Source organism: Pseudomonas sp. UC 17F4, assembly GCF_900101695.1.
GTDB lineage: Bacteria > Pseudomonadota > Gammaproteobacteria > Pseudomonadales > Pseudomonadaceae > Aquipseudomonas.
On record NZ_FNKV01000001.1, the window covers coordinates 2,382,955 to 2,397,777 of the forward strand.

Sequence of the window (14,823 nt, forward strand, 5' to 3'; positions counted from 1 at the left end):
TGGTATTTCCGAAGCCGTCGCCATGACTGCGTGAAATTGACGGCACTGACAGAGTGGCAGCGAAAAAAACGTGGGGGAGGGTGAAATACCGCTCTTGTAGTTTTTTATCGGTCTTCTCTGCACGGCGCTGGTGGCGATTCCAGGCATTTCTGTAAACTGGCGAAAGCCCCGTCGGACGGCCTCGCGTCCTCGAGAATTGCGTCGGTCAGGGCCGGCTGAAAGCCGTGAGTCCGCTGGCCAGCCGCTTTTGGCGGCGTTCGCGACTATAGCAGCAATCATTAAGTGCTTCAAATCCATAAAAAATTGTTATGATTGGCAAATGACGACTACTGCCCCTCCGACCTCCGGCGTCCAGCTGATCGAGGTCGCGCCGGAACTTGCCGGCCAACGAATCGATAATTTCCTCGTAACGAAGCTCAAGGGTGTTCCCAAGACCTTGATTTACCGCATTTTGCGTAAAGGCGAAGTGCGCGTGAACAAGGGCCGGATCAAGCCCGAGTACAAGCTGCAGGCGGGCGACATCGTGCGCGTGCCGCCCGTTCGTCTGCCCGAGCGCGACGAGCCGGTACCGGTGGCTCAGGGCTTGCTTCAGCGCCTTGAGGCGGCGATTGTCTATGAAGACAAGGCCCTGATTGTGCTCAACAAGCCGGCCGGCATCGCCGTACACGGTGGCAGCGGCCTGAATTTCGGCGTGATCGAAGCCTTTCGTCAGATGCGCCCGGACGCCAAGGAGCTGGAGCTGGTCCATCGCCTGGACCGCGACACCTCGGGCCTGTTGATGATTGCCAAGAAACGCAGCATGTTGCGCCATTTGCACGCTGCCCTTCGCGGCGACGGTGTCGACAAGCGCTACATGGCCCTGGTCCGCGGTCATTGGGCCACCGCCAAGAAGCAGGTCAATGCGCCGTTGCTCAAGAGCAACCTGCGCTCCGGCGAGCGCATGGTCGAGGTCAATGACGAAGGCAAGGAAGCGCTGACGATCTTCCGCGTGCTGCGCCGTTTTGGCGAATTTGCCACCATTGTCGAGGCGCGGCCGATCACCGGTCGTACCCACCAGATCCGCGTACATGCCCTGCATGCCGGGCATTGCATTGCTGGCGACAGCAAGTATGGCGATGAAGATTTCACCCGTGAGATCCGTGATCTGGGTGGCAAGCGCCTGTTCCTGCATGCCTACGCCCTGACCGTGCCGCTGCCCGATGGTGGCGAGCTCAAGCTCGAAGCGCCGGTAGACGAAATGTGGGCCAAGACCGTGGAGCGCCTGGGTGCAGCGTAATTACGACCTGCTGATCTTCGACTGGGACGGTACCCTCGCCGACTCCATTGGCCGTATCGTCGAGGCCATGCACCTGGCCGCCGGTCGCGCCGGCTATGCCATCTGCGCGGATGACGCGGTCAAAGGTATCATTGGCCTGGCGTTGCCCGAGGCCATCAGCGTGTTGTATCCGCAGCTGGATGCCGAGCAGATCGTGCAGTTTCGCCAGCACTATGCCGACGTCTACATGGCCCTGGATGACCAGCCTTCGCCGCTGTTCGAGGGCGTGGTCGAGTCGCTGGAGGCCTTTCGGGCCGAGGGCTATCGCCTGGCGGTGGCGACCGGCAAGGCCCGGCGCGGGCTTGATCGGGTGTTACGCGCCAATGGTTGGGAAGATTACTTCGATATCACCCGTGCAGCCGACGAAAGCCGCGGCAAGCCGCACCCGCAGATGCTTGAGGAGATTCTTGCCCATTGCCAGGTCGAACCGCAGCGTGCATTGATGGTCGGAGATTCTTCCTTCGACTTGTTGATGGCCAGCAATGCCGGCATGCATTCGGTGGCGGTGGGTTACGGCGCCATGTCGCTTGAGGCCTTGAGTGCCTTCGGGCCACAGGTGTGTATCGATCATTTTTCACAGTTGCAGGCCTGGCTTCGCTGCACGCCTGCAGCAGTACATTCCAGGGTAGGTGAGCATGGCTGACGAGTGGAAGGCGCCCAGCGCCGAAAGTAACGACAGCAACGAAGAGCAGAAGAGCTGGAAGCTGCTGGAGAAAACCCTCCTGGCCGGTGTTCAGGAGCAGCGTCGGGCGCGGCGCTGGGGGATCTTTTTCAAGCTGCTGACCTTTGTTTACCTGTTCGGCATTTTTGCCCTGTTCACGCCTTTGATGAACATGGACAAGGCGGCCTCGCGCAGCGTCAGCCATACCGCGCTGGTCGAGGTGCGCGGCATGATCGCCGACCAGGAGCCGGCCAGTGCCGACAATATCGTCAGCGGCCTGCGCGAAGCGTTCAAGGACCCGAAAACCAAGGCGGTGATCCTGCGTATCAACAGCCCGGGCGGCAGTCCGGTGCAGTCAGGTTACATCTACGATGAAATCCGCCGCCTGCGTGCCGAATACCCGACGATCAAGCTGTATGCGGTGATCAGCGATCTCGGCGCTTCCGGCGCTTACTATATCGCCAGTGCCGCTGATCAGATCTACGCCGACAAGGCCAGCCTGGTGGGCTCCATCGGTGTAACGGCGGCCGGTTACGGTTTTGTCGGCGCCATGGAAAAGCTCGGCGTCGAGCGTCGTACCTATACCGCGGGTGAGCACAAGGCCTTCCTTGATCCGTTCCAGCCGCAAAAGCCTGAAGAGACGGCGTTCTGGCAGGGCGTGCTGGAAACCACCCACAAGCAGTTCATTGCCAGTGTCAAGCAGGGTCGTGGCGAGCGCCTCAAGGACAAGGAGCACCCTGAGCTGTTCAGTGGTCTGATCTGGTCGGGCGAGCAAGCCCTGGCCCTGGGCCTGGTGGATGGCCTGGGCAGCGCCGGTTACGTGGCGCGCGAGGTGGTAGGGGAGAAGGAGCTGGTTGACTTCACCGTCGAGGAGTCGCCGTTCGATCGCTTCTCCAAGCGCCTGGGGGCCAGTGTGGCCGAGCACTTGGCGATGTGGATGGGCTTTCAGGGCCCATCGCTGCGTTGATTGCCTGATGCATTGAAAAAGCCGACCATCGAGGTCGGCTTTTTTGTGCGTGTCAGGGCAGGCTGACGCCTTCGGCCTGCAGCATGTCTACCAGGCGGATCAGTGGCAGGCCGATCAGGCTGGTGGCATCCACGCCGTGGGTGCTCTGGAACAGGCTGACGCCCAGGCCTTCGGCCTTGAAGCTGCCGGCGCAGTCGTAGGGCTGTTCGGCGCGCAGGTAGCGCTCGATGCGTGGCAGGTCCAGTTCGCGCATGTTTACCGTGAACGGCACGCAGTCGACCTGGCAGTGGCCGGTGGCGCTGTTGAGAAGCGCCAGGCCGGTGAGAAAGGTCACATGGTTGCTGCTGGCTGCCAGCAGTTGCTCGCAGGCGCGCTCGAAGGTGTGCGGCTTGCCGAGGATCTGCTCGCCGAGCACCGCGACCTGGTCGGAGCCGATGATCAGTTGCCCGGGATGGCTGCCGGCCAGGGCCTGGGCTTTCTCCCGGGCCAGGCGCTTGACCAGCTCAAGGGCGGGCTCTTCGTCCAGCCGATGTTCGTCGATATCCGGCGAGGCCCAGCTGAATGGCAGGCGCAGGCGTTCGAGCAGTTCGCGCCGATAGGGTGAGCTGGAAGCCAGTAATAAAGGCAGCATGATAGACTCCTGAACAGGTGAAACGATTCTAACATGCTGAACGGAGCCGAATTTCCTTTGACAGGGGCGGGGGTCATCCCTAGAATGCTGCGCCTATGTTGAATGACCCGATTCCACCTCACGTTGACCCGCGCAAATTGGCCGATCGTGGTGTTTCCCTCGAAGGAACACTGCAGCTCGCCGATTTGGAGAGACTCTGCGACCCGCTTTCCGACACTGTCGGTACGGTGCAGGCTAAATTCGATTTTGAGCGCGACGAGCAGAAGGCTGTGGTTATCCACACCGACCTGCGCGTCGAGGTCAAGATGGTTTGCCAGCGTTGTCTTGAGCTGGTCACCCTGCCGATCCACAGCGAATGTACTTACGCCGTGGTGAAGGAGGGTGCGAATACCCAGTCGTTGCCGAAAGGTTATGACGTGCTGGAACTGGGCGAAGATCCTTTGGATCTGCAGGCCTTGGTCGAGGAAGAGCTTCTGCTCGCCTTGCCTATCGTGCCTGCTCATCATCCGGAAGAATGCCAGCAGCCGGCGGGCGCCGATGAGCCCGAACCGAGCAAGGACGAGGTAACACGGTCCAACCCGTTCAGTGTATTGGCGCAGTTAAAGCGTGACCCAAACGTTTAGGAGTTAATCAATTATGGCTGTTCAGCAGAACAAAAAATCCCGCTCTGCCCGTGACATGCGCCGTTCGCACGACGCCCTCTCGGAAAACGCTCTGTCCGTAGAGAAAACCACTGGTGAAGTGCACCTGCGTCACCACGTATCGCCAGAAGGCGTATACCGTGGTCGTAAAGTGATCGACAAGGGCGCTGACGAGTAATCCTTGTCCGCTCAGATCATCGCGATTGACGCAATGGGCGGGGACTTCGGTCCCCGCAGCATTGTTCAGGCGAGTATTGCTTGCCTGTCGGCTACCCCCTCGCTGCACCTGACCCTTGTCGGTCAACCCTCCCTCCTTGAAGATCTGATCGCTGGCCAGTCGGCAGCGGATCGCGCGCGCCTGCAGATCGTGGCCGCCAGCGAAGTGATCGGCATGGACGAGCGGCCGTCACAGGCGCTGCGCAGCAAGCCCGATTCGTCCATGCGCGTGGCCCTCGAATTATTGCGTGATGGCAAGGTTCAAGCCTGCGTCAGTGCCGGCAACACCGGTGCGCTGATGGCCCTTTCGCGCTATGTGCTGAAAACCCTGCCCGGTATCGATCGCCCGGCCATGGTTGCCGCCATTCCCACCCAGACCGGCTATTGCCAGCTCCTCGACCTGGGCGCCAATGTCGACTGCAGTGCAGAAAACCTCTATCAGTTTGCCGTGATGGGCTCGGTGGCCGCCCAGGCCCTGGGTATCTCGCGCCCGCGCGTAGCCTTGCTCAATGTTGGCACTGAAGATATCAAGGGCAACCAGCAGGTCAAGCTTGCGGCCAGCCTGCTGCAGAACGCCCGCGGCCTGAACTACATCGGTTTCGTCGAAGGTGACGGCTTGTACCGTGGCGAGGCGGATGTGGTGGTGTGCGACGGTTTTGTCGGCAATATCCTGCTCAAGTCCAGCGAGGGCCTGGCGACCATGATCGGCTCGCGCATCGAGGCGTTGTTCAAGGGCGGGCTCGGCGCGCGCCTGGCCGGCGCCGTGGCCATGCCCCTGCTGCGCCGCCTGCAGGCTGACCTGGCGCCGGCGCGACATAATGGCGCAAGCTTTCTCGGCCTGCAGGGCATTGTCATCAAGAGCCATGGCTCTGCCGGGGTGCAGGGCTTGCAGAGCGCTATCCAGCGCGCTTTGATCGAGATCCAGGAGAACCTGCCGCAACGTTTGCACGGGCGCCTGGAAGACCTGTTGCTTTAGGCATATGCCTCAGGAAGTGGTTAAATGTGACCGCTTGGTCCTCGCTACCATCCAACTCTTCAGTTTCTTGTGCTCAGCCTGGTGCTGGGCGCTTAATTTCCGACGACAAGATCACTAGGGGCTTGTTCAATGTCTGCATCCCTCGCATTCGTCTTTCCCGGTCAAGGTTCGCAGTCCCTCGGCATGCTCGCCGAGCTGGGCGGCCAGCATCCGCTGGTCATTGATACCTTCCGTGAGGCCTCCGAGGCTCTGGGCTATGACCTCTGGGCGCTGACCCAGAACGGTCCGGAAGAGCAACTCAACCAAACCGACAAAACCCAGCCGGCCATCCTTACCGCCTCGATCGCCTTGTGGCGCCTGTGGCTGGCTGAGGGCGGCGCGCGTCCGGCGTTCGTTTCCGGTCACAGCCTGGGTGAGTACAGCGCCCTGGTCGCCGCCGGCAGCCTGAGCCTGGGTGACGCCGTTAAACTGGTCAAGCGCCGCGGCGAGCTCATGCAAGAGGCCGTACCGGCCGGGCAGGGCGCCATGGCGGCAATCCTGGGTCTGGACGATGCCGCTGTCGTGGATATCTGCGCAAAAGCAGCCCAGGGCGAAGTGGTCAGCGCGGTGAACTTCAACTCGCCAGGTCAGGTAGTCATCGCCGGTGCCAAGGCCGCCGTTGAGCGTGCCATGGAAGCCTGTAAGGCTGCTGGCGCCAAGCGCGCACTGCCACTGCCGGTCAGCGTGCCGTCGCACTGTGAGCTGATGCGCCCGGCAGCCGAGCGCTTTGCCGAGTCGGTCAATGCCATCGACTGGCAGGCCCCGCAAATCCCGCTGGTGCAAAACGTCAGCGCTGCCGTTGCCGCGGACCTCGACACCCTCAAGCGCGATCTGCTGGAGCAGCTGTACAAGCCAGTGCGTTGGGTCGAGTGCGTGCAGACCCTGGTCGCCAATGGTGCGGTCAACCTGGTCGAATGCGGCCCGGGCAAGGTTCTGGCCGGTCTGAACAAGCGTTGCGCCGATGGCGTGACCACCTACAACCTCAATACCCCAGATGCTGTCGCCGCCACTCGTGCGGCGCTGGCCTGATTTAGGAGAAACTTGCATGAGCCTGCAAGGTAAAGTTGCCCTGGTTACCGGCGCCAGCCGTGGTATCGGCCAGGCTATCGCCCTGGAGCTGGGCCGTCTGGGCGCTACCGTGATCGGTACCGCCACCTCCGCTTCGGGCGCCGAGCGTATCGCCGCGACCCTCAAGGAGCACGGCATCACCGGCACTGGCCTTGAGCTGAACGTGACCAGCGACGAGTCGGTCACCGCTACCCTGGCCAAGATCCAGGAGCAGTTCGGTGCGCCGACCATTCTGGTCAACAACGCCGGCATCACCCGCGACAACCTCATGCTGCGCATGAAGGACGACGAGTGGTTCGACGTCATCGACACCAACCTGAACAGCCTCTACCGTCTGTCCAAGGGCGTACTGCGCGGCATGACCAAGGCGCGCTGGGGTCGTATCATCAGCATCGGCTCGGTGGTCGGTGCCATGGGTAACGTCGGCCAGGTCAACTACGCTGCCGCCAAGGCCGGCCTGGAGGGCTTCAGCCGCGCCCTGGCGCGTGAAGTCGGCTCCCGCGCGATCACCGTCAACTCGGTGACCCCGGGCTTCATCGACACCGACATGACTCGCGAGCTGCCTGAAGCTCAGCGTGAAGCGCTGCAGACCCAGATCCCCCTGGGGCGTCTGGGCCAGGCTCAGGAGATCGCCAATGTGGTGGCTTTCCTGGCCTCCGAAGGTGCAGGTTATGTCACCGGCGCGACCATTCCGGTCAACGGCGGCATGTACATGTAAAATTGAATGTGACGGATTGCATCAAAAAAATGTCATACGAGCTGTCTAAAATCCGTTATAAAGCTGCAACCAGATTCTAGTCGGTTGGCAGGTGTGGTCTTGCAAGGCGTGTTGCGCTTGAAAAGCAGACGTCTTTCTATACACTTACACACCGGCCAGCTGCCTGACATATGTCCATTAGGAGTGAAAACAAGGTATGAGCACCATCGAAGAACGCGTCAAGAAAATCGTCGCCGAGCAACTGGGCGTTAAAGAAGAAGAAGTAGTGAACACTGCTTCCTTCGTCGAAGATCTGGGTGCCGATTCCCTTGACACCGTTGAGCTGGTGATGGCTCTGGAAGAGGAATTCGAGACCGAAATCCCTGACGAAGAAGCCGAGAAGATCACTACTGTTCAAGCTGCTATCGACTACGTCACCAGCCACCAGGCCTAAGACGTTGTAGTCGTCGCTTCTTGTCATGGAAAAACCGCACTGCCTTCGCCGGCGTGCGGTTTTTTCTTTACAAGAGATGTAGTCAATTGAATAAGGAGAGTGCTGTGTCGCGTAGACGCGTCGTGGTCACCGGTATGGGTATGCTGTCGCCACTGGGTACGGATGTGCCGAGCAGTTGGCAGGGCATTCTGGCTGGCCGCAGTGGCATAGGTCTGATCGAGCATACTGACCTGTCTGCCTACTCCACCCGTTTTGGCGGCTCGGTAAAGGGCTTTGAAGTCGAGCAGTACCTGTCGGTCAAGGAAGCCCGCAAGCTCGATCTGTTCATTCAGTACGGCCTGGCAGCCGGTTTTCAGGCAGTGCGTAACGCCGGCCTGGAAGTGACCGATGCCAACCGCGAGCGCATTGGCGTGGCCATGGGCTCGGGTATCGGTGGCCTGACCAACATCGAAGAAACCAGCCGGACCTTGCATGACCAGGGCCCGCGGCGTATTTCGCCGTTCTTCGTGCCGGGTTCGATCATCAACATGATTTCCGGTTTCCTGTCGATCCACCTGGGTGTACAGGGGCCTAACTACGCTATTTCCACCGCCTGCACCACCGGTACCCACTGTATCGGCATGGCTGCGCGCAACATCGCCTTCGGTGAAGCCGACGTGATGATCGCCGGCGGTGCGGAAATGGCCGCCTGTGGCCTGGGCATGGGTGGTTTCGGTGCGTCGCGGGCGCTGTCGACCCGCAACGACGACCCGACCCGCGCCAGCCGTCCGTGGGACAAGGGCCGTGATGGCTTCGTCCTCGCCGACGGTGCCGGTGCGCTGGTACTCGAAGAGCTCGAGCACGCCAAGGCCCGCGGCGCGACCATCTATGCCGAGCTGGTAGGCTTTGGCATGAGTGGCGATGCCTACCACATGACCTCGCCGCCAGAAGATGGCAGCGGTGCCGCGCGCTGCATGGCCAACGCCCTGCGTGATGCCGGCCTGAACCCCGGCGAAGTCGATTACATCAACGCCCACGGCACCTCGACGCCGGCCGGCGACCTGGCAGAAAGCTCGGCGATCAAGTCGGTGTTTGGCGATCACGCCTACAAGCTGGCCGTCAGCTCGACCAAGTCGATGACCGGGCACCTGCTTGGCGCTGCCGGTGCCGTCGAGGCGATCTTCAGCGTGCTGTCGATCAACAGCCAGGTGGCGCCACCGACCATCAACCTGGACGAGCCGAGCGAAGGTTGCGACCTCGACTTCGTGCCGCACCAGGCGCGCAACATGCCGATCGAGGTGGTGCTGTCCAACTCCTTCGGTTTTGGTGGCACCAACGGCTCGCTGGTGTTCCGCCGGTTCGCCGGCTGATGCACAGCTGGGTCGATGGCCTGCCGGCAGATGCACTAACCCTGCAAAGCCGGGGGCTGGCCTATGGCGATGGTCTGTTCGAGACCATCGCCGTGCGCGCCGGTCGGCCATCGTTGCTCGAGTACCACCTCGAGCGCCTGGCGCTGGGTTGCCAGCGCCTGGCGATCAGCGCCGATCACGGCCTGATTCGCGACGAGCTATGCCGTTATGCCAGCTTGCTGGGTGACGGCGTGCTCAAGCTCATTGTTACCCGCGGCGACAGCCAGCGCGGCTACGCGCCGGCCGCTGGCGTGGCGCCACGACGAATTCTCCAGGGCAATCCCTTGCCCACCTATCCCGCAGGGCATGCCGAACAGGGCGTTCGCTTGTTCGATTGCCAGACCCGTCTGGCCGAGCAACCCTTGCTGGCAGGCTTGAAACACCTCAATCGCCTCGAGCAGGTGCTGGCCCGTGCCGAGTGGCAGGATGCCGCGCACGCCGAAGGTTTGATGCGCGATGTTTCCGGGCGCATCATCGAGGGGGTGTACAGCAACCTGTTCCTGGTGCGCGACGGCCAACTGCAGACCGCCGACCTGAGCCGCTGCGGCGTGGCCGGGGTCATGCGCGCAGCCTTGCTCGATCACGCCAGGGACGCCGCAATCGCTGTGCAGATTACCGACCTGAGCCTGCAGGACCTGCAGCAAGCTGACGAAGTGTTTGTCTGCAATAGCGTCTACGGCATCTGGCCGGTACAGGCTTTTACATCGCTGAACTGGCCGCCGGGGCCGCTCACCCGTAAACTGCAGGCCATTGCCCGTACGCTACTGGATGCCTGATTTGTGAGACGTAAATTCTTGGTGCTGCTGGAGATCGGCTTGATCCTGGCCGGCCTGACGCTGGGCTATTCGGCCTGGAAGGTAAAATCGGCGCTGGAGCAGACCCTGCACGTGTCCCAGGAGCAGTTGCTCGACGTGCCCACCGGTACCACCCCCAACCGCATGTTCTACCGCATGCAGAACGACGGGGTGCTGGAAGACGCCTTCTGGCTACGCCTGTACTGGCGCTTCAACATGGCTGGCGTGCCGCTGCATACCGGCGAGTACCGCATGACCCCGGGCATGACCGTGCGCGAGCTGTTCGAGGTCTGGCGTCGCGGTGATGTGGTGCAGTACACCCTGACGCTGGTCGAGGGCTGGAACTTCCGCCAGGTGCGTGCGGCGCTGGCCAGGCACGAGAAGATCAAGAAAACCATCGACGGCCTGAGTGATGCCGAGGTCATGGACAAGCTCGGCCATCCGGGGGTGTTCCCTGAAGGTCGGTTCTTCCCCGATACCTATCGCTTCGTGCGTGGCATGAGCGATGTCGAGTTCCTCCAGCAGGCCTACGCGCGCCTGGAAGAAGTGCTGGCCAAGGAATGGGCTGAGCGCTCCAGCGATGTGCCGTATCGCGATCCGTACCAGGCGCTGATCATGGCGTCGCTGGTCGAGAAGGAAACTGGCGTACCGCAAGAGCGCGGGCAAATTGCCGGGGTGTTCGTGCGGCGCATGCGCATCGGCATGCTGCTGCAGACCGACCCGACGGTGATCTACGGCATGGGCGAACGCTACAACGGCAAGATCACCCGCGCCGACCTGCGCGAGCCGACGCCGTACAACACCTACACCAACGCCGGCCTGCCGCCGACGCCGATTGCCATGGTTGGCCGCGAAGCCATTCATGCCGCGTTGAACCCGACGCCGGGCAGCAGCCTGTATTTCGTGGCGCGTGGCGATGGCAGCCATGTGTTCTCCGATGACCTCGATGCGCACAATTCGGCCGTGCGCGAGTACCAGATCAAGCGCCGTGCCGACTACCGTTCGAGCCCGGCCCCGGTTACCGAACCTGAACCCGAGGCCCAGCCGTCGGCGCCGCAATCGCCGGATGTCAGCCCTGAGCCGGCGACCGAGCAAGCGGCGCCGGCCAGCGACGCGGCCTCCCCGCAATGACCCACTGTAAGGACTGCCTGTGAGCGGCTTGTTTATCACCCTGGAAGGCCCTGAAGGCGCGGGCAAAAGCACCAATCGCGAGTACCTCGCCGAGCACCTGCGCGGCGCCGGCCTGGATGTCGTGCTGACCCGCGAGCCGGGCGGCACGCCGCTGGCCGAGCGAATCCGCGAACTGCTGCTGGCCCCCAGTGAAGAGAAGATGGATGCCGACACCGAGCTGCTGCTGGTGTTTGCCGCCCGTGCCCAGCACCTGGCCGAAGTCATTCGCCCGGCCCTGGCCCGTGGCGCGGTGGTGTTGTGCGACCGTTTTACCGATGCCACCTACGCCTATCAGGGCGGCGGGCGCGGCCTGTCGCTGGAGCGCATCGCCACCCTGGAGAATTTCGTCCAGGGCGATCTGCGCCCGGACCTGACCCTGGTGTTCGATCTGCCGGTGGCGATCGGTCTGTCGCGCGCTGCCGCCCGCGGCCGCCTGGACCGTTTCGAACAGGAAGGCCAGGCCTTCTTCGAGGCCGTGCGCCAGGCCTACCTGGCTCGCGCCCAGGCTTCGCCGCAGCAATACCGGCTGATTGATGCCGCTTTGCCGCTGGCCCAGGTACAGCAGGCGCTGGACGCCTTGCTGCCGCAGATTCTGGAGCGTTGCCGTGGCTGAGGCCTTTCCCTGGCAGCAGGCGCTGTGGCAGCAACTGGCCGGGCGCACCCAGCATGCCCATGCCTATCTGCTGCACGGTCCGCAAGGCATTGGCAAGCGGGCCCTGGCCGAGCGCCTGATGGCCTTGCTGCTGTGCCAGCGTGTGCAAGGGCTGCAGGCGTGTGGGCAGTGCAAGTCATGCCTGTTGCTCGCAGCCGGCAGCCACCCGGACAACTACGTGCTGGAGCCGGAAGAGGCCGACAAGCCGATCAAGGTCGACCAGGTCCGCGAGCTGGTGTCTTTCGTGGTGCAGACTGCGCAGTTGGGTGGGCGCAAAGTAATCTTGATCGAGCCGGTCGAGGCGATGAACGTCAACGCCGCCAACGCCTTGCTCAAAAGCCTTGAAGAGCCCTCGGGCAATACTGTTCTGCTGCTGGTCAGTCATCAGCCCAGCCGCCTGTTGCCAACCATCAAGAGCCGCTGCCAGCAGCAGGCCTGCCCGCTGCCGAGCCGCGAGCAAAGCCTGGCCTGGCTCGAACAGGCCTTGCCCGACTGCGACGAGCAGGAGCGCCTGGAGTTGCTCAGCCTGGCCGCCGGCTCGCCGTTGGCGGCCGTCAGTCTGCTGGCCCAGGGTGTGCGCGAGCAGCGCGCGCTGGTGGTCGATGGGGTGAAGAAGCTGCTCAAGCAGCAGCAATCGCCTAGCCAGCTGGCCGACGCCTGGAATGCCATTCCCTTGCTGCAACTGTTCGACTGGTTCTGCGACTGGTCCAACCTGGTCCTGCGTTATCAGTTGACCCAGGACGAGGAGGGGTTAGGCTTGAGCGATATGCGCAAGGTGGTCCAGTACCTGGCGCAGAAGAGCAGCCAGGCCAGGGTCCTGGAGATCCAGGACTGGATTCTGGCCCAGCGCCAGAAGGTCCTGGGCAAGGCCAACCTCAATCGGGTGCTGTTGCTCGAGGCGCTGCTGGCGTCCTGGGCGATGTTGCCGGGCCAGCGTTGAGCTGTGCCGTTCCTTCATTTTTTTTCAGCGTTGTCATGTACCCATGCTTGTAGATTCCCATTGCCACCTCGACCGTCTTGACCTCACCGCCCACCAGGGCTCCCTGGATGCGGCCCTGGACGCTGCCCGCGCGCGCGGCGTCGGCCACTTCCTGTGCATCGGCATCAGCGCCGACAACGCCCAGGCGGTCAAGGACCTGAGCGAGCGTTACAGTGATGTCGACTGCTCGGTGGGCATCCACCCGCTCGACCTCACCCCCGATGGCGCTCCGCCGCTGGACTGGCTGCTCAAGGAGCTGGAGCACCCGCATGTGGTGGCGATTGGCGAGACCGGCCTGGACTATCACTACGAGCCGGACGCGGCTCAGGTGCAGCAGGACTCGTTCCGCCTGCACCTGGAGGCAGCCAGGGTAACCGGCAAGCCGGTGATCATCCATACCCGCGCGGCGCGCGCCGACACCCTGGCCTTGCTGCGTGAAGCGGACCTCAAGCAGGCCGGCGTTCTGCATTGCTTCACTGAAGACTGGGACATGGCCAGGGCGGCGCTGGACCTGGGCTACTACATTTCGCTGTCGGGCATCGTCACCTTCCGTAATGCCGATGCGTTGCGCGATGTGGCCCGCCAGGTGCCTGCCGATCGGCTACTGGTCGAGACCGACTCGCCGTACCTGGCGCCGATCCCCTACCGCGGCAAGGCCAACTTGCCAGAGTACGTGCGTGAAGTGGCGGAGTTCGTGGCGATGGTGCGCGGTGAAAGTTATGAGCAACTGGCTGAACAGACCACGGCCAACTTCAAGCGCCTGTTTCCGTTGGCGCGGGTGGCCTGAGCCTGCGGGCGGTAAAAACCGCAGGCAAAAAAAACCCGGGTTCTGGGGGGTGAATCCGGGTTAAGACCATTAGGAGTAAAACAAAGGCACGCGGTCCCTGAGCACCTTTATCGGCGCGCCACATGGGGGGATGCGCTGCGCCAACACCTGAAGTATTGGCCAGGATTGACGCGCCGCCAGCCACAGCTGGTCGTTTTTTAAACAGATTTGGAATACGCCTGCCGCTGCTGAGCACTCATCGCTCTGCGATCTCGCGCACAATGGCCAGAGTTTCGTCGATTATCTGCCTGGGTGTGTAGAAGTGCGGGGAAAATCGCACCCCGGGGCCACGCGGAATGCAGATCACCTGTTCCTGCTTGAGGCGCTGATAAACCTGGGCGTTCTCGACGCCATCAATGCTGAAGGACACGATCCCTGAGCGACGCGCAGGCTCCTGCGGGCTGTGTACGCGGACCCCAGGGATCGCTGCCAGGCCTTCGTTGAGCCAGTGCACCCGCTCCAGCAGCGCTGTGGCCACCTGATCCATGCCCACTTCTTCGAGCAGCGCCAGGCTTGCCTCCAGCGCCGCTGCACCGAGCATGTTCGGGCTGCCGCATTCAAAGCGCCGGGCGCTGTGGGCCGGCTGCCATTCGCTGCGGCTGTAGTCGCCCATGTGTTCGAGCATGTGCCAGCCGTACTCGCTGAGCTTGAGCAGCGGGCGTACCTCGGCGCGGCAATAGAACACCCCGAGGCCTTCCGGGCCGAGCATCCATTTGTGCCCATCGGCCATGGCAAAGTCGCACTGATAGGCCTGGACGTCGAAGGGCAGGGCGCCCAATTGCTGGATGGCGTCGATGCAGAACAACACCTCACGCTCACGACAGCCTTGGCCCAGACGCACCAGGTCAAGGCGCAGGCCGCTGGCAAACTGCACGGCGCTGATTGCCAGCAGGCGCACCTTGGGGCCGCAGGCCGCGAGCAAGGCCGCCTCCGGGTCGCTGCCCTTGAGGCTTACCTGGATGACGCTGACGCCTTTGTCGGCCAGGGCTTCCCAGACAATCCGGTTGGAGGGGAATTCCTCGTCGCTGATGACGATCTGGTCGCCGGCCTGCCAGTCGATACCGAAGGCGACGAAAGACAGCGCTTCGGAGGTGTTCTTGACCAATGCGATGTCATCCGTCGACGGTGTATTCGTCAGGCGCATCAGGCGTTCACGTAAACGCTGCTCCATGGCCATCCAGTCCGGATAGTCCCTTGCACCGAGCAAAACGTTCTCGCTGGCGAAGCGCGAAACCGCCTGGCTGGCGCGTTTGGGCCAGGGTGCGACCGCGGCATGGTTCAGATAACGAAGCCCCGGGGCCTGTTCAAACTCATCAAGAAACATAGACATGGTTGGATGATCCGTGCAT

General features: G+C 62.6%; 17 protein-coding genes. 15 read left to right on the forward strand and 2 right to left on the reverse strand.

Annotation, left to right across the window (positions count from 1 at the left end; translation table 11 throughout):
- Positions 1 to 319 precede the first annotated feature (319 nt).
- From rluC to BLR26_RS11100, 3 genes are read left to right on the forward strand one after another with little or no spacing between them, the layout of a single operon-like run.
- Complete coding sequence (gene rluC / locus BLR26_RS11090; RefSeq protein ID WP_045195176.1) at positions 320 to 1,276, forward strand: 23S rRNA pseudouridine(955/2504/2580) synthase RluC; 957 nt, start codon at positions 320 to 322, stop codon at positions 1,274 to 1,276.
- Complete coding sequence (locus BLR26_RS11095; RefSeq protein ID WP_045195174.1) at positions 1,266 to 1,958, forward strand: HAD family hydrolase; 693 nt, start codon at positions 1,266 to 1,268, stop codon at positions 1,956 to 1,958. The genes rluC and BLR26_RS11095 overlap by 11 nt, the downstream gene beginning before the upstream one ends.
- The gene (locus BLR26_RS11100) at positions 1,951 to 2,943 is read left to right on the forward strand and encodes a S49 family peptidase (RefSeq protein WP_093380575.1); all 993 of its coding nucleotides are present in this window, start codon (positions 1,951 to 1,953) and stop codon (positions 2,941 to 2,943) included. Before BLR26_RS11095 ends, BLR26_RS11100 begins: the two co-directional genes overlap by 8 nt.
- Before the next feature lie 52 nt (positions 2,944 to 2,995).
- Here BLR26_RS11100 and BLR26_RS11105 read toward each other — a convergent pair whose 3' ends face one another.
- Positions 2,996 to 3,574 (reverse strand): Maf family protein, encoded by a 579-nt coding sequence (locus BLR26_RS11105; RefSeq protein WP_093380578.1) that lies wholly within the window; start codon positions 3,572 to 3,574, stop codon positions 2,996 to 2,998.
- 95 nt (positions 3,575 to 3,669) lie between these two features.
- Between BLR26_RS11105 and BLR26_RS11110 the strand changes: the two genes are divergently transcribed.
- The 12 genes from BLR26_RS11110 (at position 3,670) to BLR26_RS11165 (ending at position 13,435) form a co-directional block, all read left to right on the forward strand.
- Positions 3,670 to 4,197 carry a YceD family protein gene (locus tag BLR26_RS11110; protein ID WP_045195168.1) on the forward strand — a complete coding sequence of 176 codons (528 nt, stop codon included), beginning with the start codon at positions 3,670 to 3,672 and terminating at the stop codon, positions 4,195 to 4,197.
- A gap of 13 nt (positions 4,198 to 4,210) precedes the next feature.
- The gene (gene rpmF, locus BLR26_RS11115; RefSeq protein WP_010223221.1) at positions 4,211 to 4,393 is read left to right on the forward strand and encodes a 50S ribosomal protein L32; all 183 of its coding nucleotides are present in this window, start codon (positions 4,211 to 4,213) and stop codon (positions 4,391 to 4,393) included.
- Between the two features lie 3 nt (positions 4,394 to 4,396).
- On the forward strand, positions 4,397 to 5,407 hold the full coding sequence (gene plsX, locus BLR26_RS11120; protein WP_082075402.1) for a phosphate acyltransferase PlsX: 1,011 nt from the start codon (positions 4,397 to 4,399) through the stop codon (positions 5,405 to 5,407).
- Positions 5,408 to 5,536: 129 nt separating this feature from the next.
- Entirely contained in the window at positions 5,537 to 6,475 is a 939-nt protein-coding gene (fabD, locus tag BLR26_RS11125) for an ACP S-malonyltransferase (protein WP_093380581.1), read from the forward strand.
- A 16-nt stretch (positions 6,476 to 6,491) separates the two neighbouring features.
- Positions 6,492 to 7,232, forward strand: coding sequence for a 3-oxoacyl-ACP reductase FabG (gene fabG / locus BLR26_RS11130; RefSeq protein ID WP_038994156.1), 741 nt, complete (start codon positions 6,492 to 6,494; stop codon positions 7,230 to 7,232).
- Positions 7,233 to 7,428: 196 nt separating this feature from the next.
- Complete coding sequence (gene acpP / locus BLR26_RS11135) at positions 7,429 to 7,665, forward strand: acyl carrier protein (protein ID WP_003175607.1); 237 nt, start codon at positions 7,429 to 7,431, stop codon at positions 7,663 to 7,665.
- Positions 7,666 to 7,769: 104 nt separating this feature from the next.
- On the forward strand, positions 7,770 to 9,014 hold the full coding sequence (gene fabF, locus BLR26_RS11140) for a beta-ketoacyl-ACP synthase II (RefSeq protein ID WP_045195160.1): 1,245 nt from the start codon (positions 7,770 to 7,772) through the stop codon (positions 9,012 to 9,014).
- Positions 9,014 to 9,829: an aminodeoxychorismate lyase gene (gene pabC, locus BLR26_RS11145; RefSeq protein ID WP_093380584.1), complete on the forward strand. Its 816-nt coding sequence runs from the start codon at positions 9,014 to 9,016 to the stop codon at positions 9,827 to 9,829. The genes fabF and pabC overlap by 1 nt, the downstream gene beginning before the upstream one ends.
- 3 nt (positions 9,830 to 9,832) lie before the next feature.
- A complete protein-coding gene (gene mltG, locus BLR26_RS11150) occupies positions 9,833 to 10,978 on the forward strand; it encodes an endolytic transglycosylase MltG (RefSeq protein WP_093380587.1) in 1,146 nt (381 codons plus the stop codon).
- Positions 10,979 to 10,997: 19 nt separating this feature from the next.
- Positions 10,998 to 11,630, forward strand: a complete 633-nt coding sequence (gene tmk, locus BLR26_RS11155) for a dTMP kinase (protein ID WP_045195155.1) — start codon at positions 10,998 to 11,000, stop codon at positions 11,628 to 11,630.
- Positions 11,623 to 12,609 carry a DNA polymerase III subunit delta' gene (locus BLR26_RS11160; RefSeq protein WP_093380590.1) on the forward strand — a complete coding sequence of 329 codons (987 nt, stop codon included), beginning with the start codon at positions 11,623 to 11,625 and terminating at the stop codon, positions 12,607 to 12,609. The genes tmk and BLR26_RS11160 overlap by 8 nt, the downstream gene beginning before the upstream one ends.
- Before the next feature lie 43 nt (positions 12,610 to 12,652).
- Positions 12,653 to 13,435 (forward strand): TatD family hydrolase, encoded by a 783-nt coding sequence (locus BLR26_RS11165; RefSeq protein ID WP_093380593.1) that lies wholly within the window; start codon positions 12,653 to 12,655, stop codon positions 13,433 to 13,435.
- 235 nt (positions 13,436 to 13,670) lie between these two features.
- Here the strand turns inward: BLR26_RS11165 and BLR26_RS11170 are convergent, their stop codons facing one another.
- Positions 13,671 to 14,804, reverse strand: a complete 1,134-nt coding sequence (locus BLR26_RS11170) for an aminotransferase class V-fold PLP-dependent enzyme (RefSeq protein ID WP_093380595.1) — start codon at positions 14,802 to 14,804, stop codon at positions 13,671 to 13,673.
- Positions 14,805 to 14,823: the final 19 nt, after the last annotated feature.

Excerpts from the sequence above, each read along its gene's own strand:
- rluC (WP_045195176.1), top strand. The coding sequence starts at position 320 with ATGACGACTACTGCCCCTCCGACCTCCGGCGTCCAGCTGATCGAGGTC.
- BLR26_RS11100 (WP_093380575.1), top strand. The coding sequence starts at position 1,951 with ATGGCTGACGAGTGGAAGGCGCCCAGCGCCGAAAGTAACGACAGCAAC.
- BLR26_RS11105 (WP_093380578.1), bottom strand. The coding sequence starts at position 3,574 with ATGCTGCCTTTATTACTGGCTTCCAGCTCACCCTATCGGCGCGAACTG.
- BLR26_RS11110 (WP_045195168.1), top strand. The coding sequence starts at position 3,670 with ATGTTGAATGACCCGATTCCACCTCACGTTGACCCGCGCAAATTGGCC.
- rpmF (WP_010223221.1), top strand. The coding sequence starts at position 4,211 with ATGGCTGTTCAGCAGAACAAAAAATCCCGCTCTGCCCGTGACATGCGC.
- fabD (WP_093380581.1), top strand. The coding sequence starts at position 5,537 with ATGTCTGCATCCCTCGCATTCGTCTTTCCCGGTCAAGGTTCGCAGTCC.
- fabG (WP_038994156.1), top strand. The coding sequence starts at position 6,492 with ATGAGCCTGCAAGGTAAAGTTGCCCTGGTTACCGGCGCCAGCCGTGGT.
- acpP (WP_003175607.1), top strand. The coding sequence starts at position 7,429 with ATGAGCACCATCGAAGAACGCGTCAAGAAAATCGTCGCCGAGCAACTG.
- pabC (WP_093380584.1), top strand. The coding sequence starts at position 9,014 with ATGCACAGCTGGGTCGATGGCCTGCCGGCAGATGCACTAACCCTGCAA.
- BLR26_RS11165 (WP_093380593.1), top strand. The coding sequence starts at position 12,653 with ATGCTTGTAGATTCCCATTGCCACCTCGACCGTCTTGACCTCACCGCC.
- BLR26_RS11170 (WP_093380595.1), bottom strand. The coding sequence starts at position 14,804 with ATGTCTATGTTTCTTGATGAGTTTGAACAGGCCCCGGGGCTTCGTTAT.